We start from the raw sequence: 24,210 nt of genomic DNA, 5'->3' as shown, positions 1-24,210 counted from the left end.
ATGAGCACCGACCTGCTTTCCGCCCTGGCCGATCTGATCGGCCCCGCCCATGTCCTGACCGGCACCGACATGGCGCCCTATGCCTTCGACTGGCGCCAGCGGGAGGAAAGCCACCCCGTGGCCGTCCTGCGTCCCGGATCAACGGCGGAGGTGGCCGCCATCGTGCGGCTCTGCGCTGAGGCCCGAGTGCCCATCGTGCCGCAGGGGGGCAATACCGGGCTGGTTGGCGGAACCATCGCCGAGAAGGGAACGGGCGCCGTCCTGCTGAACCTGGGCCGCCTGAACCGCATCCGCACCCTGGACGCCACCGATTATACGATGATTGCGGAAGCCGGCTGCGTCCTGGCCGATATCCAGGCCGCCGCCGCCGCTGCCGACCGGTATTTCCCCCTGTCGCTGGGCGCGGAGGGCACCTGCATGCTGGGCGGCAACCTGTCCAGCAATGCTGGCGGCATCCTGACGCTCCGCTATGGCAATGCCCGCGATCTGGTGCTGGGGCTGGAGGTGGTGCTGCCCGACGGGCGCGTCTGGAACGGGTTGCGCACGCTCCGCAAGGATAATAGCGGTTACGATCTGAAGCACCTGTTCCTGGGCGCCGAAGGCACCTTGGGCATCATCACCGCCGCCTCGGTGAAGCTTTTCCCCCGCCCCCGCCAGATCGAAACCGCCCTGATCGCGGTACCCAGCCCCGCAGCCGCCGTCACCCTGCTGGGGCTGGCGCGCACCGGCACGGGCGACAGCCTGTCTGCGTTCGAACTGATGCCGCGTTTTGCCTTTGACGGATCGCGGGAGATATTGGGGCGGGACCAGGACCCGCTATCCGCCCCCTCACCCTGGTATGTGCTTCTGGAGGCCAGCAGCGGCATGGCGGGACCGCTGTTGCGCCAACAGGTGGAGGCGGTGCTGGAGACGGCCCTGGAACAGGGGCTGGTCACCGACGCCATCTTCGCCGACAGCATGGAACAGCAACGCAAATTGTGGCTGATCCGCGAAAGCCTGCCGGAGATCGGGCGCAAGATCGGCGGGGTGGTTCATACCGACGTGTCCGTGCCCGTCAGCCGCATCCCCGATTTCCTGTCCGCCACCATTGCCGCCGTCACCGCCTATATGCCCGGCATCCGTCCCTACCCGTTCGGCCATGCCGGTGACGGCAATATCCACTTCAATATCGGCCGCCCGGCGGGCATGGACGGGGCCGCCTATCTGGCCCACGCCCATGCCATCAGCGACCTTGTCCATGAACAGGTCCTGGCCCATGGCGGCAGCATCAGCGCCGAACATGGCATCGGCAACCACAAGGCAGACGAACTGGCCCGGATAAAGGACCCAGTGGAACTGGACCTGATGCGGAAGGTGAAGGCCATGCTGGACCCGGACGGGGTCATGAATCCGGGGAAGGTTCTGTTGAGTAGGGTAGTGGAGCTCCATAGGGGAGCCGAGTAATGAAGCTGGTCTTGCTACCCGGCTTTGACGGATCAGGAGATTTTTTTGAGCCTCTGATTGAAAAGCTTCCAGCCCAGCTTTTTGCTCACATCATCAGCTATCCAGACGACATCCATTTGGATTACGAGACGCTTACCCAACGGGTCAGCAGCCAATTGCCACCGGGCGACTTTGTATTGGTCGCCGAGTCCTTTTCCGGACCTGTCGGCATTAAGCTGGCGGCCCTCGCTCCTCCGGGTCTTTGCGGCATTGTACTGTCGGCAACGTTTGCAAGACAGCCACTTCCCGTAATGGTGGGCGCGCTAGCGTATGGCATAGCGGATATCATGGGGGCAGCAATGCTTCCGACAGCCCTTATCAACCAACTATTGTTGAATGGCGGAAACACATTCCTTGCAATGCAGATCAGGGATTGCGTAGCAAAACTTCCAGCAGACGTGGTCATCGGACGAGCAAGGGAGGCCCTGCGTGTAGATATGCGCAGGGAACTGTCGGCGATAAAACTCCCGGCCCTGATACTGTCGGCATACCAAGATCGGCTTCTGCGGCGAGACGCGGCAACCGAATTAGCCCGCCTCATGCCTCACTGTCGTCATGCCCGCTTGAACGGCCCTCACCTGCTGTTACAGCAGCGTCCAGCAGAAGCCGCTGCTGAGATTGCGGCATTCACCAACAGTTTGGGCCACCCCTGACAAAAACTCGACTTTCCAAGTGACACGTTTTGATTCCTTGCGTCAGCGACGAACATGGCATCGGCAACCACAAGGCCGAGGAATTGGCCCGCATCAAGCACCCGGTGGAACTGGACCTGATGCAGAAGGTGAAGGGGATGCTGGACCCGGACGGGATTATGAATCCGGGGAAGGTTCTCGTAGCGCGGATTAGCGGAGCGTAATCCGCGGAGCCACGTCGCAGGATTTCCGCGGATTACGCTCCGCTAATCCGCGCTACCCAACCATCGCTCCACCTGCGCGCGCCCGTGCGTCTTCAGCGCAAGCAGATACTCCATATCGATGCGCAGGCCGTTCAGGTCGCCGACCGTCGGGTCCTGCGGGTCGATGGACAGAAGGTCGAGCTGTTCCGGCCCCTCCCCACGCTTCAGCACTTCCCGCACCAGTTCCATCTCTGCCTCCAGGGGGCGGGAGAAGGTGATCTGGTTCAGGCGTTCGCGAATCGCCGCCGCCGTGCGGGGCGTGTCATCGGTGCAGTTGGTCATGGCCTGTACCACCAGCAGGCGGCCCACCGGCGCCCCATCCAGCAGGGCGCGGATGGGTGGGTTCAGGGTGTAACCGCCATCCCAGTAATCCTCGCCCTCGATCTCAACGGCCTGATGCAGGGTCGGCAGGGTGGTGGAGGCCAGCAGTTGATCGACACCGATCTCCCCATTGGCGAAGAGGCGCGGCTGTCCGTCGCGCACGCGGGTGGCAGAGATCAGCAGCGCGGGTGCCGTGGGCAGGGTCAGCGCCGAAAAATCCACCTCCTCCACCAGGATCGACCGCAACGGGTTGAAGCCCAGGGGGTTCAGCGCATAGGGGGAGAAGAAACGGCTGGCCATGGCAAAGGCCGCGCTGTTCACAGCCTGGGTGATACCGTTATTCGCCCAGGTGGGGCAGAAGCCCAGGGCGCCAACGCCGCATTCGCCCACCCGCCGCCAGACACGGTCCAGCGCATCGCGCGCACCGGCGGGTCCGCCCTTTGCCCATCCGCTGGCAAAGGCCACCGCATTGACCGCACCGGCGGAGGCACCGGACAGGCGCAGAGGCGCAAATCCCGGCTCGTCCAACAGGCGGTCCAGCACACCCCAGGTAAAGGCCCCCAGGGAGCCGCCGCCCTGCAACGCCAGCGCCATGCCTGGCGGCTGATTTGATGGCTTGGGGACCGCCACCGGCGACTGGGCACGGCCCAGCCGTCGCATGATCTGCTTCAGTACCATGTCGGCCCCTCATGTTGCGGTGCCACAGGATACTCCGGAATGGTTCCGCCGCCGACCCTTGAAGCGGTCCCCGCGAGACCCCACGTCACAAGACAGGCGACGCCACGGATGCCCATGTCGGGGTCCGCGAGGGCGCGCCGATGACCAAGGGGCATCGCTTCGTGAAGGAGGATCGCGCCATGACGACCCAGCAGACCCAGACCCAACCCCAGCCGGCACCCAATCCCATCCCGGCCCTGGTGCGCGCCGCCTTCAACGCCGCCGGCCAGCGCGCCAGCGGACAGGCCGACCGGACCGCCGCCGCTATCGCCGCCCTGCGCAAGCTGCGCCGCGTGCTTCTGGAACAGGCCGGCACCAATGCCGCCCTCACGGTGGTGGACGGTCCCGCCAGCGGTTTCATCATGGAACGCAATATGCGCGCGCTTGGCCGCACGGGCGTGGCGCCGGAACCGGTACCCCTGCCCCTGATCCTAGCCATGGCCGGGCCAGCGGCCAGCCTGATGCTGGATGCGGTCGAAAATGGCCTGATCCTGCATCGCTTCCTGCCGGGCAATACCGCCCTGATGCAAATGGTGCCCGAACTGATGGGGTGCCTGTGCGAGACGCTGGGCGGCACACCGGATGCGGGCCGGCTGCTGGATATCCTGCGCGAGGGCATGGACGAGGATGAACCGCGTCTGGCCATTGAAGGGCCGGTGTCGCAGCGTCTGCATTGAGGACGCCTGACGAAGCGGCCCTCCGCGGATTACGGCTTGCACCTAATCCGCGCTACGGGGAGGGCATGTGTCGTAGCGCGGATTAGCAAAGCGTAATCCGCGGAACCACGTCGCCAGTCACGCCGCCAGACGGGCCGTCTCTGCCTTCTGATGCATGCGCTTATAGGCGAACCTGGCGGCCCAATTGTGCAGCCAGGTGTGCGGCTTCAGGCCGGATGCCTTGAACACCATGCCAACCATGCGATCGACATGGTGCGGGCGGTAGAAAGAATAGGCGAGGCTGGTATATTCGGCGTTATTCTCGACCCGCTCATAGGGGCGGGTCCAGTAATTGGCGGCATAGAAGGCGTAGGACAGTTCATCGTCCTCCGTCTCGTTGATGCGCGACAGGCAGACCATCAGGCGCTGCACCCGGTTCAGCTTCTCTGATTCCAGATAGCGCTTCAGATGGTCATAGAACAGCTTGTAATGGCGTAGCTCGTCGGCGGCGATATGCTTGCAGATCTGCTTGAAAACAGGTTCTTCCGTCGCCTCGGCCAGCGCCGTGTAATAGCTCGACGTGCCCGTCTCCACGATGCAGCGCGCGACCAACTCGCCGGCGCGGCTGCCGCGCTTGCTGTCCATGGCAGCCACATCGATCTGGTACCCGTCGCGGAAGCGCTTCACCGCTGCCTGGAAATCCCAGGAGGGATCGATGCGCGACGCCCAGGTACCCAGCGCCTCGCCATGCTGCACTTCCTCGATGGCCCATTGCCGGACCACATCGCAGAAGATGGCGTCCTCGCGGAAGACATTGCACAGATAGTCGGCATAGATATGGCCGTTATATTCGACCAGGGCTGCCGCCTTGGCCAGCTTCAGCATGTCGGGTGACGCCTTGGCGGTGTCCAGCTTGTCCCAGGGCAGGCCCTCAATGGTCCAATGCGCATTCGCCATGACGATATTCATCCACTTCGCTGCTGAAAGCGCGCCGGCCATGGGCCTGCGCGGTTGCTGACAGATGGGCCGGGTCGCCTGAAAAAGCAACGGGGGCGCAAAGCGCCCCCGTGATAATCGCTCGCATCACACCGGAAACGTGACACATATGTGACGCGGTTCCGGGTGCCAATCAAGCTGCTTAGTGCACCGTACCGGCCTGGACATCCAGCTTGGCCTGCACGATGGCGACCTTGCCTTCCAGCGTGTGGCGCTCGCCCTCGGACTTGGCATCCGCCAGGTCTTCGGACAGGTCGGCCAGCTGCTTTTCCAGGGCGGCGCGGTCCAGGCCACGGACGACGTCTAGGTCGGACGCTTCCTCGGCCAGGATGGTGACGCGCGCACCGGTGATCTCGCAGAAACCACCCGCCACGAAAATGCGCTGGGTGATCGTCGCCATGTCATTGGCATAGATGTCGATGATGCCCGGCTTCACCGTGACGATCATCGGGGCATGGCCCGGCAGGACGCCCAGGAAGCCCTCGGCCCCCGGCACCACCACCATATGCACCGGCTGCGACACCAGCAGCTTTTCCGGCGACACCAGCTCGAATTCAACCTTGTCGGCCATGGTCTGAACCCTGCGCAAACTTTAAGGGACTTCCCTCACCCTCCCAAGCCTTCCGGCTTGGGCCCCTCCCTCTCCCGACAAGCGGGAGAGGGGCGGTTTTCACCCCTCGCCCACGAACGTGGGAGAGGGAGGGGCCCATTGGCGTCAGCCAATGGGAGGGTGAGGGCACTAGGCTACAAACCTTAAGCGGCCTCGGCCATCTTGCGGGCCTTTTCCACGGCCTGCTCAATGGTGCCAACCATGTAGAAGGCGGCTTCCGGCAGATGGTCGTAGTCGCCGTTCACGATGCCCTTGAAGCCCTTGATGGTGTCTTCCAGGGAAACGAGAACGCCCGGCGTGCCGGTGAACACTTCGGCCACATGGAACGGCTGGGAGAGGAAGCGCTGGATCTTGCGGGCGCGAGCCACGACCAGCTTATCCTCTTCCGACAGTTCGTCCATGCCCAGGATCGCGATGATGTCCTGCAGCGCCTTGTACTGCTGGAGAACCTGCTGAACCTTACGGGCCGTGTTGTAATGGTCCTCACCGACGATGCGGGGGTCCAGAGCGCGCGAGGTACTGTCCAGCGGATCCACGGCCGGGAAGATGGCCATTTCAGCGATGGAACGCGACAGCACGGTCGTGGCGTCCAGGTGGGCGAACGACGTGGCCGGGGCCGGGTCGGTCAGATCGTCGGCGGGCACGTAAATGGCCTGCACGGACGTGATCGAACCCTTCTTCGTCGAGGTGATGCGCTCCTGCAGGCCGCCCATGTCGGTGGACAGCGTGGGCTGGTAACCCACGGCCGACGGGATACGGCCCAGCAGTGCCGACATCTCGGCGCCCGCCTGGGTGAAGCGGAAAATGTTGTCCACGAAGAACAGCACGTCCTGGCCTTCTTCATCGCGGAAATATTCAGCAATGGTCAGGCCGGACAGGGCGACGCGGGCGCGAGCACCCGGCGGCTCGTTCATCTGACCATAGACCAGGGCCACCTTGGAGCCCGGACCGTCGGTCTTGATAACGCCGGCGTCGATCATTTCGTGGTACAGGTCGTTACCTTCGCGGGTACGCTCACCCACGCCGGCGAACACCGACATACCACCGTGCGCCTTGGCGACGTTGTTGATCAGTTCCTGAATGGTCACGGTCTTGCCCACGCCGGCGCCGCCGAACAGGCCGATCTTACCGCCCTTCAGGTACGGGGCCAGCAGGTCGATGACCTTGATGCCGGTGATCAGCAGGGCGGCGTCGGTCGCCTGATCGACGAACTCGGGCGCGTCGCGATGGATCGGCAGGACCTTGTCGTTGCCGACCGGGCCACGCTCGTCGATCGGCTCGCCGATGACGTTCAGGATGCGGCCCAGGGTGGCCGGACCGACGGGCATCAGGATCGAGTTGCCGGTGTCCACCACCTCGGCGCCACGAACCAGACCGTCGGTCGTGTCCATGGCGATGGTGCGGACGGTGTTCTCGCCCAGATGCTGCGCGACTTCCAGAACCAGGGTCTTGCCCTCGTTCTGGGTGTTCAGCGCGTTCAGGATCGGCGGCAGTTCGCCGCTGAACTGCACGTCCACGACGGCACCAAGAACCTGCGTGATGCGGCCGACCGCGTTGCTGTTGTTAGCCATGGGGTAAGCTCCCTCGGAACCTTGACTTCGTCGTGAATGCGGGTGGGTTTACAACGCTTCCGCGCCGGAGATGATTTCGATCAGTTCCTTGGTGATCGAAGCCTGGCGGGTGCGGTTGTAAACCAGCGTGTACTTCTTGATCATCTCGCCGGCGTTACGCGTGGCATTGTCCATCGCGGTCATCTGCGCACCGAAGAACGACGCGGCGCTCTCCAGCAGGGCAGAATAGACCTGAATGGCCAGGTTGCGCGGCAGCAGGTCGGCCAGAATGGCCTCCTCGCTCGGCTCGAACTCATAGACGGCGCTGGCCTCGGTGGCCGTGTCGCTTGCTGCTGCGGGCGCCGCAAACGGCACCACCTGCTGCAACGTCACGATCTGGGTCATCGCCGACTTGAACTTGTTATAGACGATGGTCGCCACATCGAACTGGCCGGCATCGAACAGCTCCAGGATCTTCGCCGTGACGCGATCGGCGTCGGCGAAGGAGAGCTTCTTCTTGCCCACTTCCTCGAAGCTGGCGACGATCAGCGAGGGAAACTCCCGGCGCAGCAAATCGCGGCCCTTGCGGCCCACGGTCAGCAGCTTCACGGTCTTGCCCTCGGCCTGCAGGCGCAGGATGGCGCGCTTGGTATCGCGCACCACAGAGCCAGTGAAACCACCGGCCAGACCACGGTCAGCCGTCATCACCACCAGCAGGTGGGTCTGATCGCTGCCCGTCCCGGTCATCAGGCGGGGGCCACCGGGACCGCCGGCCACGTTGGCAGCCAGCGAAGCCAGCATCCGGCCCATGCGTTCAGCATAGGGCCGGCCGGCCTCAGCCTGCTCCTGGGCGCGGCGCAGCTTGCTGGCCGCGACCATCTTCATGGCCGACGTGATCTTCTGCGTCGACTTGACGCTGGCGATCCGGTTTCGGATGTCCTTCAAGCTCGGCATGACAGCCCTACGCTCTCAATTCGCCCCGTTGCCGGGAGCTTGGATCAGGCGAAAACCTTGACGAAACCTTCGAGGAAAGCCTTCAGCTTCTCTTCGGTTTCCTTGGAGATCGCCTTCTCGGTGCGGATCGCGGCCAGGATGTCGGCACCCTTGGCCCGGATTTCGTCCAGGAAGCGAGCCTCGAACCGGTTCACGTCGTTGGTCGGGACCTTGTCAAGGTAACCGCGCACACCGGCGAAAATCGACACGACCTGTTCTTCCACGGGCATCGGCTTGAACTGGGGCTGCTTCAGCAGCTCCGTCAGGCGCGCACCGCGGCTCAGCAGACGCTGGGTCGTGGCGTCCAGATCGGAAGCGAACTGCGCGAAGGCAGCCATTTCACGATACTGGGCCAGTTCCAGCTTGATGGTGCCGGCAACCTGCTTCATCGCCTTGATCTGAGCGGCGGAACCCACGCGGGACACCGAGAGACCGACGTTGATGGCGGGACGGATGCCGCGATAGAACAGGCCCGTTTCCAGGAAGATCTGGCCGTCGGTGATCGAGATCACGTTCGTCGGGATGTAGGCGGACACGTCACCGGCCTGGGTCTCGATGACCGGCAGGGCCGTCAGCGAACCATTGCCATTGGCATCGTTCAGCTTGGCGGCGCGTTCCAGCAAGCGGCTGTGCAGATAGAACACGTCGCCGGGATAGGCTTCGCGACCCGGCGGACGGCGCAGCAGCAGCGACATCTGACGGTAGGCAACGGCCTGCTTGGACAGATCGTCATAAACGATCAGGGCATGCATGCCATTGTCGCGGAAGAACTCGCCCATGGCCGCACCCGTGTAGGGGGCCAGGAACTGCAGCGGCGCCGGCTCCGAAGCGGTGGCGGCCACGACGATGGAATATTCCATCGCGCCGTTCTCTTCGAGCGTCTTGACGATCTGGGCCACGGTGGAGCGTTTCTGGCCCACGGCGACATAGATGCAGTAAAGCTTCTTGGACTCGTCGTCGCCCTTGTTGATACCCTTCTGGTTGATGAAGGTATCCAGAGCAATGGCGGTCTTGCCGGTCTGACGGTCACCGATGATCAGCTCGCGCTGGCCACGGCCGACGGGCACCAGGGCGTCAATTGCCTTGAGGCCGGTCTGCATCGGCTCATGCACCGACTTACGCGGAATGATGCCCGGGGCCTTCACTTCCACGCGCTGACGCTTGACGTCGGTCAGCGGGCCCTTGCCGTCGATCGGGTTACCCAGACCGTCGACAACGCGGCCCAGCAGGCCACGGCCCACAGGCACCTCAACGATGGCGCCGGTACGCTTGACGACGTCGCCTTCCTTGATGGTACGGTCGGAACCGAAAATCACCACGCCGACATTGTCGGTTTCGAGGTTCAGGGCCATGCCCTTGACCCCGCCGGGGAATTCAACCATCTCGCCGGCCTGGACCTTGTCCAGACCATGGATACGGGCCACGCCGTCACCGATGGACAGAACCTGGCCCACTTCGGCGACATCGGCTTCGTTGCCGAAGTTCGCGATCTGCTGCTTCAGGATCGCGGAAATCTCAGCGGCGCGGATTTCCATTATCCAACCCCTTTCATGGCGAGTTTCAGCTTATTGAGCTTGGTACGCACGGAGCTATCCACCATGCGGGAACCGATTTTAACGATCATGCCGCCGATCAGCGAGGGATCGACCTTCACATCCAACTTGATGTTGGAACCTTCGCCCTTATTCAGAGCGGCGGCGAGGTCGTTCCACTGCGCATCCGTCAGCGGACGAGCAACGGTGACGCGCGCCGTGCTTTCGCCACGGCGGCGGGCCAGTTCGGCCAGATACCCGTCGATCATGCCCGGAAGGGTGAAGAGGCGGCGATTGCGCGCCACCAGCCCCACGAACTTCCGCACGAGTTCCCCGATGCCAGCCGCAGCCAGGACGGCTTCCATAGCGCGTTCCTGTTCGTTGCGGGCGAGCAGCGGGCTGCCGATCAAGCGGCGGAGGTCCGCGCTTTCAGCGAGCAGAGCCTTGACGGACGTCAGATCCTGGGCCGTCTGGTCCAGGGCCTGCTGCCCATCCGCGAGATCGAACAGAGCGCTCGCATAGCGCGAGGCGAGTTCGGAGACGCCAGTCCCTTCGGTTGCCACTGGTAACCTCGGTTAAAGTCCGTGGACCTGAATAATTTCAGGACGTTAGCAATGATCGGCCATCCCGGAAGAGGACCCACCGGTGTCGAGCGAGCGAGCATGTAACACAGCCATAGCCCCTACGCAACAGCGCGCCTGTGGATTGGGGGTATGCGGTTTTGCACCGCTTCCCTTGGATTTGGCCAGCAACCGCGCCGCTTTGCGACCTTGGTCGCATCAAGAAGCTGTGCAGTTGCGAAATGGCTTTTTCCCAGCAGGCGGCCAACCTGACCTTCCGCATGCCCTATGCTTTTGGACCGTCAGGGATTAAGGCCGCATTAAGGGTGCGGGAGCAGGCTGGCCCCAGGTGCGGAGATGCCCGTGCCACCAAAGTCTGAGGCCATGCCATGTGCGTCATTCTGCCCTTTGCCCGCCAGCGTTTCACCCCCATGGACATGGTCGCCTGGAAATCCATTCTGGCCGACCGCCGCCGCCGTGGCCTGTGGCAGCGGACGGAACGGTCCAGCACCCGCGAGCGCGACTGGATTCTCGTCTGGCTGCCGGGCCTGAATGACCCCAGCCTGCGGCTGGAACGTGACGCCCAGGGCACCTACCGCCTGTCCTTCCATGATGGCCAGGGCTGGTTCCAGTTCCGCCAGGGGCCGGAGATCATCGACTGTCTGGCCCATGTGGAGCCGACGGACCGCCTGCACCCGGCGGCGCGTAGGGCGGATTAATCACCCCCGCCCACCACACGCAGACGGCCACTCCATATAGATATGTCGACGGGCAGGCGGGCGATGGTATCGCCATCGCCCTGCACCGGCTCTCCTACCGGCCCCTCGATCCGGGCGGCGATGGCCGGCAGAATCAGGACATCCGACCGGTCGGGTAACAGACCCAGGGTCATCGCGCCGGCATAGGTCAGGGCCGCCAGCCGCCCCGGCCGTGTGAACAGCACCGCGTGCAGCACCGGCTGCTCCAGCCGCACGTTGGGGGCCAGCACGAAGGTTCCGGCATAGAAATGACCCTTGCACAGGATGCAGCTGACTGCCCGGTGCCGGCTGATCCCGCCATCGGGCGCCGTTAACGTCACCTCATAATCCAGCGACGGCCCCGCCAGAATCTCCCGCAGGCCACCCAGCGCATAGGCGCCCTTGCCGATGCGACGTTTCAGGGCCGGGGCGATCCCCGCCACCACGCGGGCATCCATCCCCACCCCGGCCATCATGGTGAACAGCCGGCCATTGGCCATGCCGGCATGGACCGTCCGGGCCGGCCCCAGGGCCAATTGTCTGCCGATTCGCACCGCCGATCCCGTCAGGCCCAGTTCGTGGGCCAGGACATTGGCCGTGCCCAGCGGCACCACACCCAGCGGCGGCAGGTCGGACAGGCCAGAGGCGGCCATACCGTTCACCACCTCATTGATGGTGCCATCCCCGCCAGCGGCGACAATGACATCGGCAGTGCCCGACCGGGCCAGATCGCGCGCGATGGCGGTGGCATGGCCTGCCGCATCGGTCGTGTGCAGCGCCGCCACCGCCCCGGCATCGGTGGCGGCGGCCATCACCTGCTCCACCAGCCCTGGCCGGCGGCGCCCCGCCACGGGATTGAAGATGATCGCGACCCGGCGATCCAGCCCATGTGACATTTCCAGTACATCTCCATGACGGAAGGATGAAGTGGCAATGTAATATTGATGACAGTCCGGAGAAGTTTTCGCAGGAACGGTACAAATAACCATCAGAGGCACTGACAGTACACCAGATGAAGCGGTATAGAACGGCGCGATCCGCTATGGCTAGTCTTTAATTCTGGCGGACGATTGGTGGTTGGGTTGACCGGCGATGGGGGAACATATGCTGGGCGACGGGGACGTGCTGCGCTATCGCGCCATCTGGCTGTCGGACATCCATTTGGGGACACGTGGATGTCAGGCCGACATGCTGTTGGATTTCCTGAAACATACCGAATCCGATGTGCTGTATCTGGTCGGCGATATCGTCGATGGCTGGCGGCTGAAGAAAAGCTGGTACTGGCCACAGTCGCACAATGACGTGGTGCAGAAAATCCTGCGCCGCGCACGCAAGGGCACTCAGGTCTTCATGATTCCCGGCAATCATGACGAGGCGTTCCGCGACTATATCGGCCTGCAATTCGGTGGCGTGACCATCCTGGAGGACACGATTCACACGGCGGCTGACGGCAAACGCTATCTGGTCATCCATGGTGACCAGTTCGACGCCGTCGTGCGCTACGCCAAGTGGTTGGCCTTCGTGGGCGACACGGCCTACACGTTCCTGCTCTGGCTCAACACCCTGTTGAACAAGGCGAGGCGCAGGCTGGGTTTCCCCTATTGGTCGCTATCCGCCTACCTGAAGCACAAGACCAAGAAGGCCGTCGAATTCATCGGCGATTATGAGACCGCCCTGACCGACGAGGCACGCCGGCGGCAGGTGGACGGGGTCATCTGCGGCCATATCCACCATGCCGAAATCCGCGACATGGACGGCGTGCTTTACGTGAACGATGGGGATTGGGTCGAATCATGTACCGCACTGGTGGAACATCCCGATGGACGGCTGGAGATCCTGCGTTGGGCGGATATTGTCGCCGCCCGCCAGGCGGTGAAGGTAGCGGCGTGAAGCTGCTGATCGTCACGGATGCCTGGCATCCGCAGGTCAATGGCGTCGTGCGCACCCTGACGACGACGCGGGCCGAACTGGAACGGTTGGGACATAAGGTGGTGGTGATCGCCCCCGACCGGTTCCGCACCATCCCCATGCCCACCTACCCGGAAATCCGCCTGGCCCTGGCGCCGGGCCGGCGGGTGCGACGGATGATCGAGGAGGCGCAGCCCGATGCCATCCATATCGCCACCGAAGGCCCGCTGGGCTTCGCGGCCCGGCGCTACTGCCTGAAACACAAGCTGCCCTTCACCACCGCCTATCACACACGGTTCCCGGAATATGTGCGCGACCGGGCGCCGGTGCCGCTGTCGCTGTCCTATGCCTTCATCCGGCGGTTCCATGCGCCGGCCCATTCGGTGATGGTGGCCACGGCCAGCATCGAGGCCGATCTGGAAAGGCGCGGCTTCACCAATATCCGCCGCTGGTCACGCGGGGTGGATACCGACCTGTTCCGCCCTGGCACTAAGGACCTGTTCGCGCATCTGCCCCGCCCCGTCTTCATCTCCGTGGGCCGGGTGGCGGTGGAGAAGAATATCGAGGCGTTTCTGAGCCTTGACCTGCCGGGATCGAAGGTGGTGGTCGGTGACGGGCCGCAATTGGCGGAGTTGAAGGCCAGATATCCCGGCGTCACCTTTGTGGGCGCCAAGCATGGCGAGGAATTGGCCCGGCATTACGCCGCCGCCGACGTCTTTGTCTTCCCGTCCCGCACCGACACGTTCGGCTTGGTCCTGCTGGAGGCGCTGGCGTCGGGCCTGCCGGTGGCGGCCTTCCCCGTGCCGGGGCCACTGGACGTGATCGGCGGCAGCGCGGCAGGGGTGTTGAGCGAGGATTTGCGGGGAGCGTGTTTACAGGCGGTGGGAATCGGCCCCACGGTCTGTCGCGACCATGCGCTGGGCTTTTCTTGGCAATCCTGCGCGCAGCAGTTTTTGGCGAACCTGCGGCCGTTCAGGGAGGCGTCATAGCAGGCTAGCTGGCGACAAACCGCGCGTTCCGGCAGGAGATGATGCCGTCCATGAATTTGAAGGCACCGAACTCCGCTTCCCGCCAGCCATAGCCTGGATAGAAGCGGTCAATAATCCAGCCCCGCTCCGACAGCAGTTCCAGCAAGGCGACCTCGATATCGCGGCCATGCGTGCCGATGTGCATCCGCTTCACTTGGCGGGTCAACGACTCGATGGCGGCGGGGATGGCCCGGATTTCCGCCCCCTGAATGTCGATATGCATGATGTCGACGATACCGCCGCGCCCAACCGCCTCAAGCATGATGTCGGACAGGGGTTGGACCTTGACGATCTTAAACGGATTGGCCATCCCGTCGATCACCACATAGGGGGTGTCGGCTTCGTAAAGGTTCTTCAGCATCTCGCCCGGCACCGGCTGGACCGGCGTCCCGTAATCGACGCCCTGGCGGACCTCCATCAGCTCATAGGAAACGGTGTCCGATACGCCGCCCGGTACGAGCAGGCGCTGGTCCGCCGTCACACCGTTCAACTCCAGATGTTCGGCCATCCAGTTGAACTGCGTTTCCTGCATTTCGATTCCGCAGAAGAAGCGGCTGGAAATGCGGCCTCCCCGGAACCGGTCCAGCGCCTTGGCCGCGTTGGCCAGCCAGCGCCCATAACCGGCGCCGACCTCGATCGAAACGAAATGGTCCTTGGCCGCCGCTATGGCGCCCAGCAGGTCGATCCATTCGTAATAATCTTCCGAACAGGGCTCCGGCAGTTGGGGGTTGCCCTCCGACTTGCGGAAATACACCGCCCCGCTGGAGACCATTTCCGGGAAATCTTTGATCGATACAGGCTTTTCATAGTGGTGGCGCGTACGGCACCCGACATTATTCACATGGAACTCGTCCTCGTCGCGCGGGACTTCCATGTCGAATTGTTCGAAAACCGGGTGATCCCGCACCGCCGCCACTCCCCCTTGATTGGACGCGCAGACGGTAGCATACGGGCGGAACAGCGACCACTCCCCGTCGCTCAATCCTCTTCCTTCACCCGCTCCATGTCCGCGCCACAGGCGGCCAGCTTGGCTTCCACCCGCTCATACCCGCGATCCAGATGGTAGATGCGGTTAACGGTGGTTTCCCCCTGCGCGGCCAGACCGGCCAGGACCAGCGACACCGACGCACGCAGGTCGGTCGCCATCACCGGCGCGCCTGTCAGCTTCGGCACGCCGCGCACCAGGGCGGATGAGCCATGGACGGTGATGTTGGCGCCCATGCGGGTCAGTTCCGGAACATGCATGAAGCGATTCTCGAAGATCGTCTCCGTGATCATCGAGGCACCCCTGGCCACACACATCAGGGCCATCATCTGGGCCTGAAGGTCGGTGGGGAATCCAGGGAACGGCTCCGTCATCACATCCACGCCGACCAGTTCGCCGGCAGAGGCCACCAGCAGGCCATTGGCGGTTTCCGTGACCTTCACGTTGGCGCCAGCCAGGGTCTTCACCACCGCCTTCAGGTCGTCCATGCGGGCGCCGACCAGTTCCAGTTCCCCACCCGTGATAGCGGCGGCCATGGCGAAGGTGCCGGCCTCGATACGGTCGGGCAACACGGCATAGGTGGCGCCATGCAGCCGATCCTTGCCCTTGATCACCAGACGGTCGGACCCGATCCCCTCAATCTCCGCACCCATGGCGATCAGGCAGCGGGCCAGATCGCCGATCTCCGGCTCGCGCGCGGCATTCATCAGGATGGTTTCGCCCTTGGCCAGCGTCGCCGCCATCATCAGGTTTTCGGTAGCGCCCACCGACACCTGCGGGAACACGAATTCCGCGCCGACCAGCCCGCCTTCCGGCGCCTTGGCCAGGATATAGCCGCCTTCGATATCGATCTGCGCGCCCATGGCCTGCAGGCCCTTGATATGCAGATCGACGGGCCGCGTGCCGATGGCGCAGCCACCGGGCAGCGACACCTTGGCCTGACCGAACCGGGCCAGCAGCGGCCCCAGCACCAGGACGGAGGCGCGCATCTTGCGCACCAGATCATAGGGGGCCGTCAGGTTGAAAATGTCGGCCGCATCCAGTTCTACCGAACGTCCGCTGGACCCGAAGGCATCGCGGCCATTGATATGCACCTCCACCCCATGCTGGGCCAGCAGGCGGTTCATGGTGGTGATATCGGCCAGCAGCGGCAGATTGGTCAGCGTCAGCTTCTCATCCGTCAGAAGGCAGGCCGCCTGCAATGGCAGGGCCGCGTTCTTGGCGCCGGAAATGGTGATCTGGCCCTTCAGCGGGTTGCCGCCGCGGATGCGAAGCTTGTCCATGGAATGTTCGTTTCGTCAGAAGAGGTGTTGGAGCGCGGCCCGGACCATGGGCCGCGATGATGGCGGATCAGGGGCAGACGATCACAGCCGCGCCAGGGTGACGCCGCGCTGCTTCATATATTTGCCGGCCCGGTCGGCATAGCTGACCTCACACGGGCTGGCGCCCTGGAAGAACAGGAACTGGCACAGGCCCTCGTTCGCATAGACCTTGGCCGGCAGCGGCGTGGTGTTGGAAATTTCCAGCGTCACATGCCCTTCCCATTCCGGTTCCAGCGGCGTGACATTCACGATCAGGCCGCAGCGGGCATAGGTGGACTTGCCCAGGCAGACGACCAGCACATCACGCGGAATGCGGAAATATTCCACGGTGCGGGCCAGCACAAAGCTGTTGGGCGGGATGACGCAGACATCGGTCTCGCGGTCGACAAAGCTGGTGGCGTCGAACTTCTTGGGATCGACCACGGCATTGTCGATATTGGTGAAAATCTTGAATTCCGGAGCGACGCGCGCGTCATAGCCATAGGAGGAGAGGCCGTAGGAGATCACGCCCTCGCGCTTCTGCGCCTCAACGAACGGCTCAATCATGCCGTGTTTGGTTGCCTGTTCGCGTATCCAGCTGTCGGGCATAATCGGCATGTCGGTCCCCCAGGTCCCCAATGAGCGGCCGCCCATACTGGGGCCGGCGCGCAAGACCTTGTAGCCCAGCCCTATCGCTCACTCAAGCCGTGGTGTCGGGCATCTGTCCTTCGGCTGGGTCGGGGCCAAGGGCGCGTTCCATGGTCTCCTGCGCCTCACGCGCCCTGTCCTGATCCTTGCGGCGGCGCAGATTATTACGCAGCGCCTGGGCCAGACGGTCCTTGCGCTCATCCTTCTTGGGCGGTGTGCTGTTCATGGTCCTGTATCCCTGGGGCGGAAATGGCTGGATTGCTCGCCTTTTCGCACTTGCACGTCAAGTATGCGGAAAAAATCGACAGGTCCCGGATTTTTTTGCTTGCGGTCCGGGGGTTGGAGTGGCACATAGCCGCCCACCGCAGCGGCGACGACGCAGCGGTGATGCGGATGAAGGCGCTGCCATAGCTCAGTCGGTAGAGCGCGTCCTTGGTAAGGACGAGGTCGCTGGTTCGATTCCAGTTGGCAGCACCATCCCCCGCTCAAAACAAAAACCCGCCCGCCTTCACTGGCGCGGCGGGTTTTGTTTTTGGCTTTTATGCTGTAGGTCAGGTCGAGCGCGGTGCCCATTGTAGCGCGGATTAGGCGACAGCCGTAATCCGCGGAAAGCCCGGCGTCGTTCCGCGGATTACGCTTGCGCTAATCCGCGCTACATGACGGTCGTGGCAGGACCACGCCTCAGTGATCCGACCCCTGCAGGATCTGGCGGCGCATGCCCGTCTCATATTCCAGGCCTTCGCGCGTCAGGGTTACCGACATCGGGAAATTGCCGATGATCAGGCCTTTGCGTTCCAGCACTGTCCAGGGCGCGATGTTGCGCAGGCCGGTGGCGTCCTGGGCATAGACCAGCCAGGGGCCCAGATGGAAATGGTTGCCATGGCTGGTGAAGGGCAGTTCCATGACCTCCACGGCCCCATCGCCGACGGGGCGGGTAATGTCCTCAAACTCCGCCAGGGCCTGGAACAGGGTCAGGGTCTTCAACTGCAACGGGTTCAGGTTCAGCGGGTTCTTCTTGGCGGCCATCAGGCGCAACTCCGGTCTTAAGATCAGTTGGCGCAGGTTGAAGCCCGTTTGTGAGGCATCGTCAAGCGCGCCCGTGTCAGCTATGAAGAAGTGGCACCCCTTTCGACGGATGTCGCCTGCATGCCGCACCTTTCCCGCCGCACCACACCCGCTGCCCTGGCCCTGTCGCTGACCCTGTTCACCGCGCTGCCGGCCCTGGCCGATCTGCAGGCAGGCCGCATCGCCTTTTCCGCCGGCGACTTCGCCACGGCCTTCAAGGAATTCAACGCCGTCGCGGAAACCGGCGACAGTTCCGGCCAGTATCTGGCGGGCGAGATGCTGATCCAGGGTCGCGGGGTGACAAAGGATGTGCGGCGCGGCGTGACCTTGCTGGAGGCATCGGCCCGCAACGGCCATGTCGGGGCGCAGAGCATGGTGGGCGCGCTCTATGCCTTCGGGCAGGACATGCCTGCCGATTATACCAAGGCGCTCAGCTTTCTGCGGCCCGCCGCACAGGCTGGCGATGTGCATGCCCAGAATAATCTGGCCGCCCTGACCTATTTCGGGCTGGGAACACCGCGGGACATCGTCGACGCCCTGCATTGGGCCAAGCGCGCCTCGTCCAAGCGGCTGGTCGCGGCCATCAAACTGGAGCAGGAGATCGAATCGCAGGCGACGCCGGAGCAGATCAAGGCCGCCGTGGCGCGGATGAACCAGCCCCTGTCGCCACCGGCACCTGTGCCCGGCCCCGCAGCAACGACACAGGTCGCCGCCGCGCCCAAGCCAGCAGCGGCGACACCGGCCCACACGGCCCCGGCAAAGCCCGAACCGGCACCGGCGCCTGTCTCACCGCCCCCGCCCCCTCCCCCGCCCGCCACAGCTGCCACTGCCGCCCCGGCTGCACCGCAACCCGCCGCCCCGGCGACGCCCAACACCGTCCCCATCTCCCGCCCGACCCCGAAACCGGCGACACCCGCGCCGACGCCACCACCGGCCGCGGCCCTCGCCGCCGCCGCGGTGGCGGGCGGTTGGGTCATTCAGGTCGGGTCCCTGCCATCGCGGGAAGAGGCGGAGAAACATTGGAAGGTCATTGCCGCCAAACAGTCGGCCCTGCTGGGCGGGCGTCAGCCCAGCATGGTTCAGGCCGATCTGGGTGCCAAGGGCATCTATACCCGCGTCTTCCTGACCGGCTTTACCGATCAGGCATCGGCGGCGGGGCTGTGCAGCAGGCTGAAAGCCGCCGGCACCGATTGTCTGGTCAAGAAGGGTCCCTGATCCGGCCCGCCAGCGTCACCAGGGCGCCCGCGAACAGCATGCCGCAGATCAGCCAGGCCTGCCACGCGCCATAGGCGAAGCATTGGGTGAAGATGACGGCCCCGAACAGGGCCAGCGCCATGGGCCGGATGGCGGGGTCCAGCCGCGTCAGCCGGCGCAGAATGGCCAGCAGCAGCAGCCCCACCAGGGCCGCCCCAATCCAGCCCAGTTCAAGGCGCGCCTGCTGAAACAGGTTATGGGGATGCACGGGCAGGATGGGCACCGGCCCCACGCCCGGCAGGATGAAGGCCCCACCCGTGCCCGGCACGGCACGCGACCCTTCCAGCCCATACCCGATCCAGGGATGGTCACCCAGACGCCCGGCCACGAAATCCCAGGTCAGGATGCGGTGGCGGAAACTCAACGGCATCCAGTCCGCGTCAGCCAACCCCGCCTGCTTCATCCAGATGGCGATGGGACCGCACAGGGTCAGGCCCGCCACGATCCCCACCGCCAGCAGGCCCGCCGTCACCCGCCATGACAGGCACGCCATGCCCAGCAGGATCAACAGCCCCAACAGGGCCGCCACCGAAGACTGACTGGTGCTGTCAGTCACCAGCAGCAGCGGCAGGGCCAACGCCAAAGCCGCCAGCCGGCGACGCCCCAGCCGCCAGAGCAGCAAAGCCACCGGCCCCGCCATCAATGCCAGCAGCAATGATGCACGGTTGAGATCGCGTTCGAAATCCAGCGCTTCCTTGCCGGACCCAGCGAACAGATGCTGGATCGGCTGATCGAACAGCAGCTCAATGGCAAGCAGCACCGCCCCCACCGCCACCGCCGGCAGCAGCCAGCGCGCAATCCGCCGTGCGGCCGTGTCGGACAGGGAGGGCAGCAGCGACAGAAGGCAAAGGCCGGGGATCCAGATGTAAAGGAACCCGGCCCAGGCCGTGATCCCCTTGCTGCCCCCTCCGGTCCAGAACAGGCTGGCCCCGGACCAGAGCAGGAACAGAGCCAGGGCCACCGCGACAAACCGGTCGGGCCTTGGGTAATGGCGCCGCCAGAGCGACAGACCGGTGAACAGAACAGCCAGCGCCGTCACCGCCGGCGCCAGCGCCAGCGGGATCAGCGGCACGAACACCGCCATGATCAGAACGCCGAAAAAGATGAAGATCGAAGTGAAGGCCGGGTCCTGCCCGTCCTGTGCCATCGCCATGATGCGCCGTCCCTGCCCAAAGTCCGCAGCGCCCCTTACACAACTGCATAAACCGGCGCCCGGCAGAAGCGAAGCGCAATCCGCTCTACGAATTGCCGCACCCATGCCTATATGGTGGGCCTGACCGCCAACCGTTCCCGGAACGAACCACCATCATGGCCGATCTGCCGCTGATCCCGCTGTCCAACCGCACCCTCATCGCCGTCGGCGGCGATGACCGTATCAGCTTCCTGCAGGGGCTGGTGACCAATGATGTCGCGAACCTGGAGGGCAAGGCCGTCTGGTCCGCACTGCTGACGGCGCAGGGAAAATATCTGCATGATTTCATCATCCTGGCCGATGGGGACCGGCTGCTTCTGGATGTGGAGGCGGGGCGGCGGGATGATCTGACCCGCCGCCTGCGCATGTTCCGCCTGCGGGCCAAGGTGGACCTGACCGACCTGACGGGACAGTTCGCCATCTTCGCCCGCCTGGATGCGGCACAGGCAGAGCGTGGAACGGTGACAAGGGTGGAGGGCGGCTGGCAGATCGTCGATCCGCGTCTGGCCGGCCTGGGCCACCGCATCATCCTGCCCGCCGACACGGCGGCCACAGGTGATTTTGCCGATTGGGACCGCGCGCGCCTAAGCCTGGGCATCCCGGACAGCAGCCGCGACCTGATGCCGGAGAAGTCGATCCTGCTGGATAATGGCTTTGACGAGCTGTCGGGCGTGGCCTGGAACAAGGGCTGCTATGTGGGGCAGGAGTTGACGGCACGCACGAAATATCGCGGGCTGGTGAAAAAGCGGCTGCTGCCGGTGCGGGTGACCGGCCCCCTGCCCGACGCGGGAACCATCGTTACCCGCAATGGCGCGGATGTCGGCGAAATCCGCTCGGGTCGCGATGATCTGGCCCTGGCCCTACTCCGGCTGGATGCCCTGACGGGGGAGGTTCCGCTGCTGTGCGGTGGGGCGACATTGGCGCCGATGCCGCCTTCCTGGATCAATCTGCCCCGAACGGAAGGCGATATGCCAACGAATGGATGAAGTTGGCACAAGAATTGGTTAGTCTCTGCCGCGATTGACCCAATATGAAGCGGCGGGGAGGCAATATGGAGCGGGGCACGGGATCGCGGCTGTCGTCGCTGCGCAATCTCAGCACCGCCGTTGCCCTTGGCGCGACGCTGATTGTCGGCGGGCTGGCGGCCGGCGCCACCTTTCAGATGGCACAGTTCCAGGTGCAGTCCGGCAGCATGGAAGTGCCGGGCGACCAGCTGGCCAAGACCAGACTGCTGATCGATTTTCAGGACCGCATGGGCCATGGCGGCTTCCTGTCGGCGCTGGCGCAGTTCGCGGAAACCGGCAATGCCGAGGCGCGGGCCGAAATGCGCACCAGCCTGGAAGCCGCCGATCAAGCCCTTCGCGGCTTGCAGGGCAAGCGCCTGACGCCACAGGAACTGGAACTGGCCGCCGATCTGAAGCGGTTGCTGGATGGTGCCCGCCGCGCCCTGGAATCGGCCAATAGCGGCCCCGCCGCCCTGGGCCAGACCACACCCATCATCCTGCTGACCCGTTATGCCGCCCTGGCCGACCGCATCGATCAGCGCTCCCGCGGGCTGCATGCGGTGGAGCTGGCGCGGCTGGAAGAGGTTGCGACTCGTGGCCTGTGGCTGGGCGGGGCCGCCGTTCTGGTGCTGGTGGGCACGCTGTTCGCCTTCCTGTCGCTGATGGGCGCGCGCGTGCTGCGGCCCCTGCGCGAACTCACGGGGGCCGTGAATGGTGTGGCGCGCGGCGACTGGCGCGCGCCCGTCTGGGGGGCGGAGCGGGAGGATGAGTTCGGGGATCTGGCCCGCGCCATCGATGGCTTCCGCAAGCAGGCCGCCGAAATCCCCGACATCTCCGTCGCGACCGAAGATGGGCGCCTGCGTCTGAAGTTCGAAGGCGACTATGCCGACCTGTTCGAGGCGCTGACGGCGCGCCTGCGTGGGGCCGGCGGGTCACTGGCCATGCTGGGCAATGATGTCAGCCGCATCGTGGGCGATACCAAGCAGCAGCTGAATGACACGCTGGGCCAGGTGAACCAGCTCTGTTCCGCCGCCGTGCGCACCGTGACGGAAAGCAACCGCGAAATCCGGCAGGCCACGGAGATGCTGGGCCATGCCGTGGCGCAGGTCCGCGCCTTTGACAGCGGTGATGGCCAGGTCGGCCTGGATGACATTATCGACGCCCTGCGCGCCAATGCCGACCATCTGGCCGACACTGCCGCCAAGACCGAAACCAAGGTCATCGAAACCCTGGGCAGCCTGTCGGAAAGCGACAGCGACATCCGTCTGGCCACCGTGGAAGCCCGCGACGCCGCCAAGGCCCTGTCGCATTCCATGGAAGAGGCGCAGCAAGGCCTGCTGTCGGCGGTGAAGCTGCTGCGCGCCTCGGGCGACCTGCTGGCCAGCACCGTCGATCAGACCGGTTCGCGCATCACGCGGGCCGCCGACAGCATGGAAGAGGGCGAGAAGGCGCTCTACGCCACCCTGGGCAGCGTCACCAACCGCTTTGACGAGGCGACGGAAAAGGCCGCTGCCCGCCTGGAAGATGCCGGGCACCAGGTTTCGCGCGCCGCCGACCTTCTGGACGACCGCTCGTCGGAGATCAGCTACAAGCTGGAAACGGCGCTGGACGGCATGAACCATGCCCGCACCACCCTGCAGCAATCGGCGGAGATCGCCGAGGACATGACGCGCGGCAAGCTGGAACCGCTGGCCGACCAGTTCCAGGATATCCAGTTCCGATTCTCCAGCCTGATGGCCGATGTGTCCGACCGGGCCGACAGCATGGCCGACGCCGTCGATGCCCTGCGCCTGACCAGCGACGGGCTGCGGCAGGAGTTTGAGCGCCGTAGGGTGGAGCCGGGCCAGCACGAGGCCATTGCCGACCTTCTGACCCGCATGCGCGGCAGCGCCACGCAGATCGGCGACCGGGTGAAGGAGATCGGGGAGACGGCGGGCCGTCTGGCGCAGAGCCTGACAGGCGGCGTCGATGACGCCACCGCCCGCCTGCGCGACCTCACCTCCGACCTGCGTCAGGAAACCAAGGCCCTGTCATCGGAGGCGCATATCGCCACCACCACCCTGTCGCGCACCGTGGGGCAGCAGGAACGGCTGCTGGCCGACATGAAGGATGTGGCCGCCGATCTGGACGCCCAGCGCGACCGGGACAATACCCCGCAGGCCCTGATCGACCTGACAGGTGGCCTGCGCGCCGCCATCGAGGCGGTGCATGCCCTGGTGGCCAGTGCCGACAACCGCGAGAAGGTGGCCGTGGATCAGGCCATGGGTCTGGTCGACAAGCTTCAGCAGCGCATCCTGAATATCGAGGGCATGGCCGGCGGCCTTGCCGCCGCCACAGAGGCGCTGCACGCCCTGGCCGCCTCTGACAATGCCGGGCGGGAGCGGGAGAATGCCGATCTTCTGGCCATCGCCAACGCGCTGAAATCCCGCCTGGACGGTATCGACCGGCTGGGCGACCGACTGGACAGCACGACCGATAGCGTGCGTGCCGTTCTGGAAGAAACGCGGGGACGGGAGCGTACCGACCTGTCCATCGTGTCGGAACTGACGCAGAACCTGCGCGAGCGTGTGCTGCGTCTGGATGGTCTGTCGGTGGACCTGTCGCGGGCCATCGACATTCTGCGTTCGTCGTCCCGCCAGAGCGAGAATGCCAGCGCCAACGCCGCCCGCGATCTGGGCACGCGTCTGGCCCAGATCGCCGATCAGCTGCGCGGGGCCGCCGGCGGCGTATAGGATATTGGCATTGTAGCAGGTACCCCATTTACCTCCCCGGCGAA

Annotated in this window: 24 protein-coding genes and 1 tRNA gene; 11 read left to right on the top strand and 14 right to left on the bottom strand. The window is 64.6% G+C overall.

The genetic code is table 11. From position 1 onward, the window contains the following. From ACODSP_RS17445 to ACODSP_RS17435, 3 genes are read left to right on the top strand one after another with little or no spacing between them, the layout of a single operon-like run. Positions 1-1,443 (top strand): FAD-binding oxidoreductase, encoded by a 1,443-nt coding sequence (locus tag ACODSP_RS17445; protein WP_488966835.1) that lies wholly within the window; start codon positions 1-3, stop codon positions 1,441-1,443. Further along, positions 1,443-2,135, top strand: a complete 693-nt coding sequence (locus tag ACODSP_RS17440; protein ID WP_488966834.1) for an alpha/beta fold hydrolase — start codon at positions 1,443-1,445, stop codon at positions 2,133-2,135. Before ACODSP_RS17445 ends, ACODSP_RS17440 begins: the two co-directional genes overlap by 1 nt. A gap of 29 nt (positions 2,136-2,164) precedes the next feature. Next, entirely contained in the window at positions 2,165-2,338 is a 174-nt protein-coding gene (locus tag ACODSP_RS17435) for an FAD-linked oxidase C-terminal domain-containing protein (protein ID WP_488966833.1), read from the top strand. 42 nt (positions 2,339-2,380) lie between these two features. Here the strand turns inward: ACODSP_RS17435 and ACODSP_RS17430 are convergent, their stop codons facing one another. Further along, positions 2,381-3,376, bottom strand: coding sequence for a patatin-like phospholipase family protein (locus ACODSP_RS17430; protein WP_488966832.1), 996 nt, complete (start codon positions 3,374-3,376; stop codon positions 2,381-2,383). Between the two features lie 140 nt (positions 3,377-3,516). Here ACODSP_RS17430 and ACODSP_RS17425 point away from each other — a divergent pair, with 140 nt between their 5' ends. Continuing rightward, positions 3,517-4,092 (top strand): hypothetical protein, encoded by a 576-nt coding sequence (locus ACODSP_RS17425; protein WP_488966831.1) that lies wholly within the window; start codon positions 3,517-3,519, stop codon positions 4,090-4,092. 117 nt (positions 4,093-4,209) lie between these two features. Here ACODSP_RS17425 and ACODSP_RS17420 read toward each other — a convergent pair whose 3' ends face one another. The 6 genes from ACODSP_RS17420 to ACODSP_RS17395 form a co-directional block, all read right to left on the bottom strand. Continuing rightward, on the bottom strand, positions 4,210-5,028 hold the full coding sequence (locus ACODSP_RS17420) for an acyl-ACP desaturase (RefSeq protein ID WP_488966830.1): 819 nt from the start codon (positions 5,026-5,028) through the stop codon (positions 4,210-4,212). 181 nt (positions 5,029-5,209) lie between these two features. Next, entirely contained in the window at positions 5,210-5,638 is a 429-nt protein-coding gene (gene atpC / locus ACODSP_RS17415; protein WP_488966829.1) for an ATP synthase F1 subunit epsilon, read from the bottom strand. Positions 5,639-5,820: 182 nt separating this feature from the next. After that, a complete protein-coding gene (gene atpD, locus ACODSP_RS17410; RefSeq protein ID WP_488966828.1) occupies positions 5,821-7,248 on the bottom strand; it encodes a F0F1 ATP synthase subunit beta in 1,428 nt (475 codons plus the stop codon). A 48-nt stretch (positions 7,249-7,296) separates the two neighbouring features. Continuing rightward, positions 7,297-8,181, bottom strand: a complete 885-nt coding sequence (locus ACODSP_RS17405; RefSeq protein WP_488966827.1) for a F0F1 ATP synthase subunit gamma — start codon at positions 8,179-8,181, stop codon at positions 7,297-7,299. 44 nt (positions 8,182-8,225) lie between these two features. After that, positions 8,226-9,755, bottom strand: a complete 1,530-nt coding sequence (gene atpA / locus ACODSP_RS17400) for a F0F1 ATP synthase subunit alpha (protein WP_488966826.1) — start codon at positions 9,753-9,755, stop codon at positions 8,226-8,228. After that, positions 9,755-10,315: a F0F1 ATP synthase subunit delta gene (locus tag ACODSP_RS17395; RefSeq protein ID WP_488966825.1), complete on the bottom strand. Its 561-nt coding sequence runs from the start codon at positions 10,313-10,315 to the stop codon at positions 9,755-9,757. Before ACODSP_RS17395 ends, atpA begins: the two co-directional genes overlap by 1 nt. Positions 10,316-10,701: 386 nt before the next feature. On the opposite strand from ACODSP_RS17395, the gene ACODSP_RS17390 reads away from it, so the two are divergent. Beyond that, positions 10,702-11,031: a hypothetical protein gene (locus tag ACODSP_RS17390; protein ID WP_488966824.1), complete on the top strand. Its 330-nt coding sequence runs from the start codon at positions 10,702-10,704 to the stop codon at positions 11,029-11,031. Here the strand turns inward: ACODSP_RS17390 and ACODSP_RS17385 are convergent. Then, positions 11,028-11,945 carry a diacylglycerol/lipid kinase family protein gene (locus tag ACODSP_RS17385; protein ID WP_488966823.1) on the bottom strand — a complete coding sequence of 306 codons (918 nt, stop codon included), beginning with the start codon at positions 11,943-11,945 and terminating at the stop codon, positions 11,028-11,030. The genes ACODSP_RS17390 and ACODSP_RS17385 overlap by 4 nt on opposite strands. Positions 11,946-12,141: 196 nt before the next feature. On the opposite strand from ACODSP_RS17385, the gene ACODSP_RS17380 reads away from it, so the two are divergent. Both ACODSP_RS17380 and ACODSP_RS17375 read left to right on the top strand, forming a co-directional pair. Beyond that, positions 12,142-12,939 carry a UDP-2,3-diacylglucosamine diphosphatase gene (locus ACODSP_RS17380; protein WP_488966822.1) on the top strand — a complete coding sequence of 266 codons (798 nt, stop codon included), beginning with the start codon at positions 12,142-12,144 and terminating at the stop codon, positions 12,937-12,939. Then, positions 12,936-13,946 (top strand): glycosyltransferase family 4 protein, encoded by a 1,011-nt coding sequence (locus tag ACODSP_RS17375; RefSeq protein WP_488966821.1) that lies wholly within the window; start codon positions 12,936-12,938, stop codon positions 13,944-13,946. The genes ACODSP_RS17380 and ACODSP_RS17375 overlap by 4 nt, the downstream gene beginning before the upstream one ends. Before the next feature lie 4 nt (positions 13,947-13,950). On the opposite strand, the gene ACODSP_RS17370 is transcribed toward ACODSP_RS17375, so the two are convergent. The 4 genes from ACODSP_RS17370 to ACODSP_RS17355 all read right to left on the bottom strand — a co-directional run bounded on the left by ACODSP_RS17370 (position 13,951) and on the right by ACODSP_RS17355 (position 17,145). Continuing rightward, positions 13,951-14,967, bottom strand: coding sequence for a class I SAM-dependent methyltransferase (locus ACODSP_RS17370; protein ID WP_488966820.1), 1,017 nt, complete (start codon positions 14,965-14,967; stop codon positions 13,951-13,953). Continuing rightward, entirely contained in the window at positions 14,964-16,253 is a 1,290-nt protein-coding gene (gene murA, locus ACODSP_RS17365) for a UDP-N-acetylglucosamine 1-carboxyvinyltransferase (RefSeq protein ID WP_488966819.1), read from the bottom strand. The genes ACODSP_RS17370 and murA overlap by 4 nt, the downstream gene beginning before the upstream one ends. 81 nt (positions 16,254-16,334) lie before the next feature. Beyond that, positions 16,335-16,889, bottom strand: coding sequence for a dCTP deaminase (dcd, locus tag ACODSP_RS17360; RefSeq protein WP_054170214.1), 555 nt, complete (start codon positions 16,887-16,889; stop codon positions 16,335-16,337). Between the two features lie 82 nt (positions 16,890-16,971). Further along, on the bottom strand, positions 16,972-17,145 hold the full coding sequence (locus tag ACODSP_RS17355) for a hypothetical protein (RefSeq protein ID WP_488966818.1): 174 nt from the start codon (positions 17,143-17,145) through the stop codon (positions 16,972-16,974). A 175-nt stretch (positions 17,146-17,320) separates the two neighbouring features. Between ACODSP_RS17355 and ACODSP_RS17350 the strand changes: the two genes are divergently transcribed. Beyond that, positions 17,321-17,396, top strand: a tRNA-Thr gene (locus tag ACODSP_RS17350). Between the two features lie 204 nt (positions 17,397-17,600). On the opposite strand, the gene ACODSP_RS17345 is transcribed toward ACODSP_RS17350, so the two are convergent. Further along, positions 17,601-17,945, bottom strand: coding sequence for a hypothetical protein (locus ACODSP_RS17345; RefSeq protein WP_054170298.1), 345 nt, complete (start codon positions 17,943-17,945; stop codon positions 17,601-17,603). Positions 17,946-18,065: 120 nt separating this feature from the next. Between ACODSP_RS17345 and ACODSP_RS17340 the strand changes: the two genes are divergently transcribed. Next, complete coding sequence (locus tag ACODSP_RS17340) at positions 18,066-19,199, top strand: SPOR domain-containing protein (protein ID WP_488966817.1); 1,134 nt, start codon at positions 18,066-18,068, stop codon at positions 19,197-19,199. Here the strand turns inward: ACODSP_RS17340 and ACODSP_RS17335 are convergent. After that, the gene (locus ACODSP_RS17335) at positions 19,183-20,391 is read right to left on the bottom strand and encodes an O-antigen ligase family protein (RefSeq protein ID WP_488966816.1); all 1,209 of its coding nucleotides are present in this window, start codon (positions 20,389-20,391) and stop codon (positions 19,183-19,185) included. The two genes, ACODSP_RS17340 and ACODSP_RS17335, sit on opposite strands and share 17 nt — an antisense overlap. 155 nt (positions 20,392-20,546) lie before the next feature. Here ACODSP_RS17335 and ygfZ point away from each other — a divergent pair, with 155 nt between their 5' ends. Both ygfZ and ACODSP_RS17325 read left to right on the top strand, forming a co-directional pair. After that, positions 20,547-21,416, top strand: a complete 870-nt coding sequence (gene ygfZ / locus ACODSP_RS17330) for a CAF17-like 4Fe-4S cluster assembly/insertion protein YgfZ (RefSeq protein WP_488966815.1) — start codon at positions 20,547-20,549, stop codon at positions 21,414-21,416. A gap of 65 nt (positions 21,417-21,481) precedes the next feature. Then, positions 21,482-24,166 (top strand): HAMP domain-containing protein, encoded by a 2,685-nt coding sequence (locus ACODSP_RS17325; RefSeq protein ID WP_488966814.1) that lies wholly within the window; start codon positions 21,482-21,484, stop codon positions 24,164-24,166. Positions 24,167-24,210 lie beyond the last annotated feature (44 nt).

The organism is Niveispirillum sp. FG156, from assembly GCF_057809555.1.
This window is presented reverse-complemented; position numbering and strand designations above follow the sequence as displayed.

Coding starts and splice junctions, on each gene's coding strand:
- ACODSP_RS17430 (WP_488966832.1), bottom strand. CDS start 3,376: ATGGTACTGAAGCAGATCATGCGACGGCTGGGCCGTGCCCAGTCGCCG.
- dcd (WP_054170214.1), bottom strand. CDS start 16,889: ATGCCGATTATGCCCGACAGCTGGATACGCGAACAGGCAACCAAACAC.
- ACODSP_RS17345 (WP_054170298.1), bottom strand. CDS start 17,945: ATGGCCGCCAAGAAGAACCCGCTGAACCTGAACCCGTTGCAGTTGAAG.
- ACODSP_RS17340 (WP_488966817.1), top strand. CDS start 18,066: ATGCCGCACCTTTCCCGCCGCACCACACCCGCTGCCCTGGCCCTGTCG.
- ygfZ (WP_488966815.1), top strand. CDS start 20,547: ATGGCCGATCTGCCGCTGATCCCGCTGTCCAACCGCACCCTCATCGCC.
- ACODSP_RS17405 (WP_488966827.1), bottom strand. CDS start 8,181: ATGCCGAGCTTGAAGGACATCCGAAACCGGATCGCCAGCGTCAAGTCG.
- ACODSP_RS17335 (WP_488966816.1), bottom strand. CDS start 20,391: ATGGCGATGGCACAGGACGGGCAGGACCCGGCCTTCACTTCGATCTTC.
- ACODSP_RS17390 (WP_488966824.1), top strand. CDS start 10,702: ATGTGCGTCATTCTGCCCTTTGCCCGCCAGCGTTTCACCCCCATGGAC.
- ACODSP_RS17425 (WP_488966831.1), top strand. CDS start 3,517: ATGACCAAGGGGCATCGCTTCGTGAAGGAGGATCGCGCCATGACGACC.
- ACODSP_RS17445 (WP_488966835.1), top strand. CDS start 1: ATGAGCACCGACCTGCTTTCCGCCCTGGCCGATCTGATCGGCCCCGCC.
- ACODSP_RS17420 (WP_488966830.1), bottom strand. CDS start 5,028: ATGGCGAATGCGCATTGGACCATTGAGGGCCTGCCCTGGGACAAGCTG.
- ACODSP_RS17385 (WP_488966823.1), bottom strand. CDS start 11,945: ATGTCACATGGGCTGGATCGCCGGGTCGCGATCATCTTCAATCCCGTG.
- murA (WP_488966819.1), bottom strand. CDS start 16,253: ATGGACAAGCTTCGCATCCGCGGCGGCAACCCGCTGAAGGGCCAGATC.
- ACODSP_RS17355 (WP_488966818.1), bottom strand. CDS start 17,145: ATGAACAGCACACCGCCCAAGAAGGATGAGCGCAAGGACCGTCTGGCC.
- atpD (WP_488966828.1), bottom strand. CDS start 7,248: ATGGCTAACAACAGCAACGCGGTCGGCCGCATCACGCAGGTTCTTGGT.
- ACODSP_RS17325 (WP_488966814.1), top strand. CDS start 21,482: ATGGAGCGGGGCACGGGATCGCGGCTGTCGTCGCTGCGCAATCTCAGC.
- atpA (WP_488966826.1), bottom strand. CDS start 9,755: ATGGAAATCCGCGCCGCTGAGATTTCCGCGATCCTGAAGCAGCAGATC.
- ACODSP_RS17440 (WP_488966834.1), top strand. CDS start 1,443: ATGAAGCTGGTCTTGCTACCCGGCTTTGACGGATCAGGAGATTTTTTT.
- atpC (WP_488966829.1), bottom strand. CDS start 5,638: ATGGCCGACAAGGTTGAATTCGAGCTGGTGTCGCCGGAAAAGCTGCTG.
- ACODSP_RS17380 (WP_488966822.1), top strand. CDS start 12,142: ATGGGGGAACATATGCTGGGCGACGGGGACGTGCTGCGCTATCGCGCC.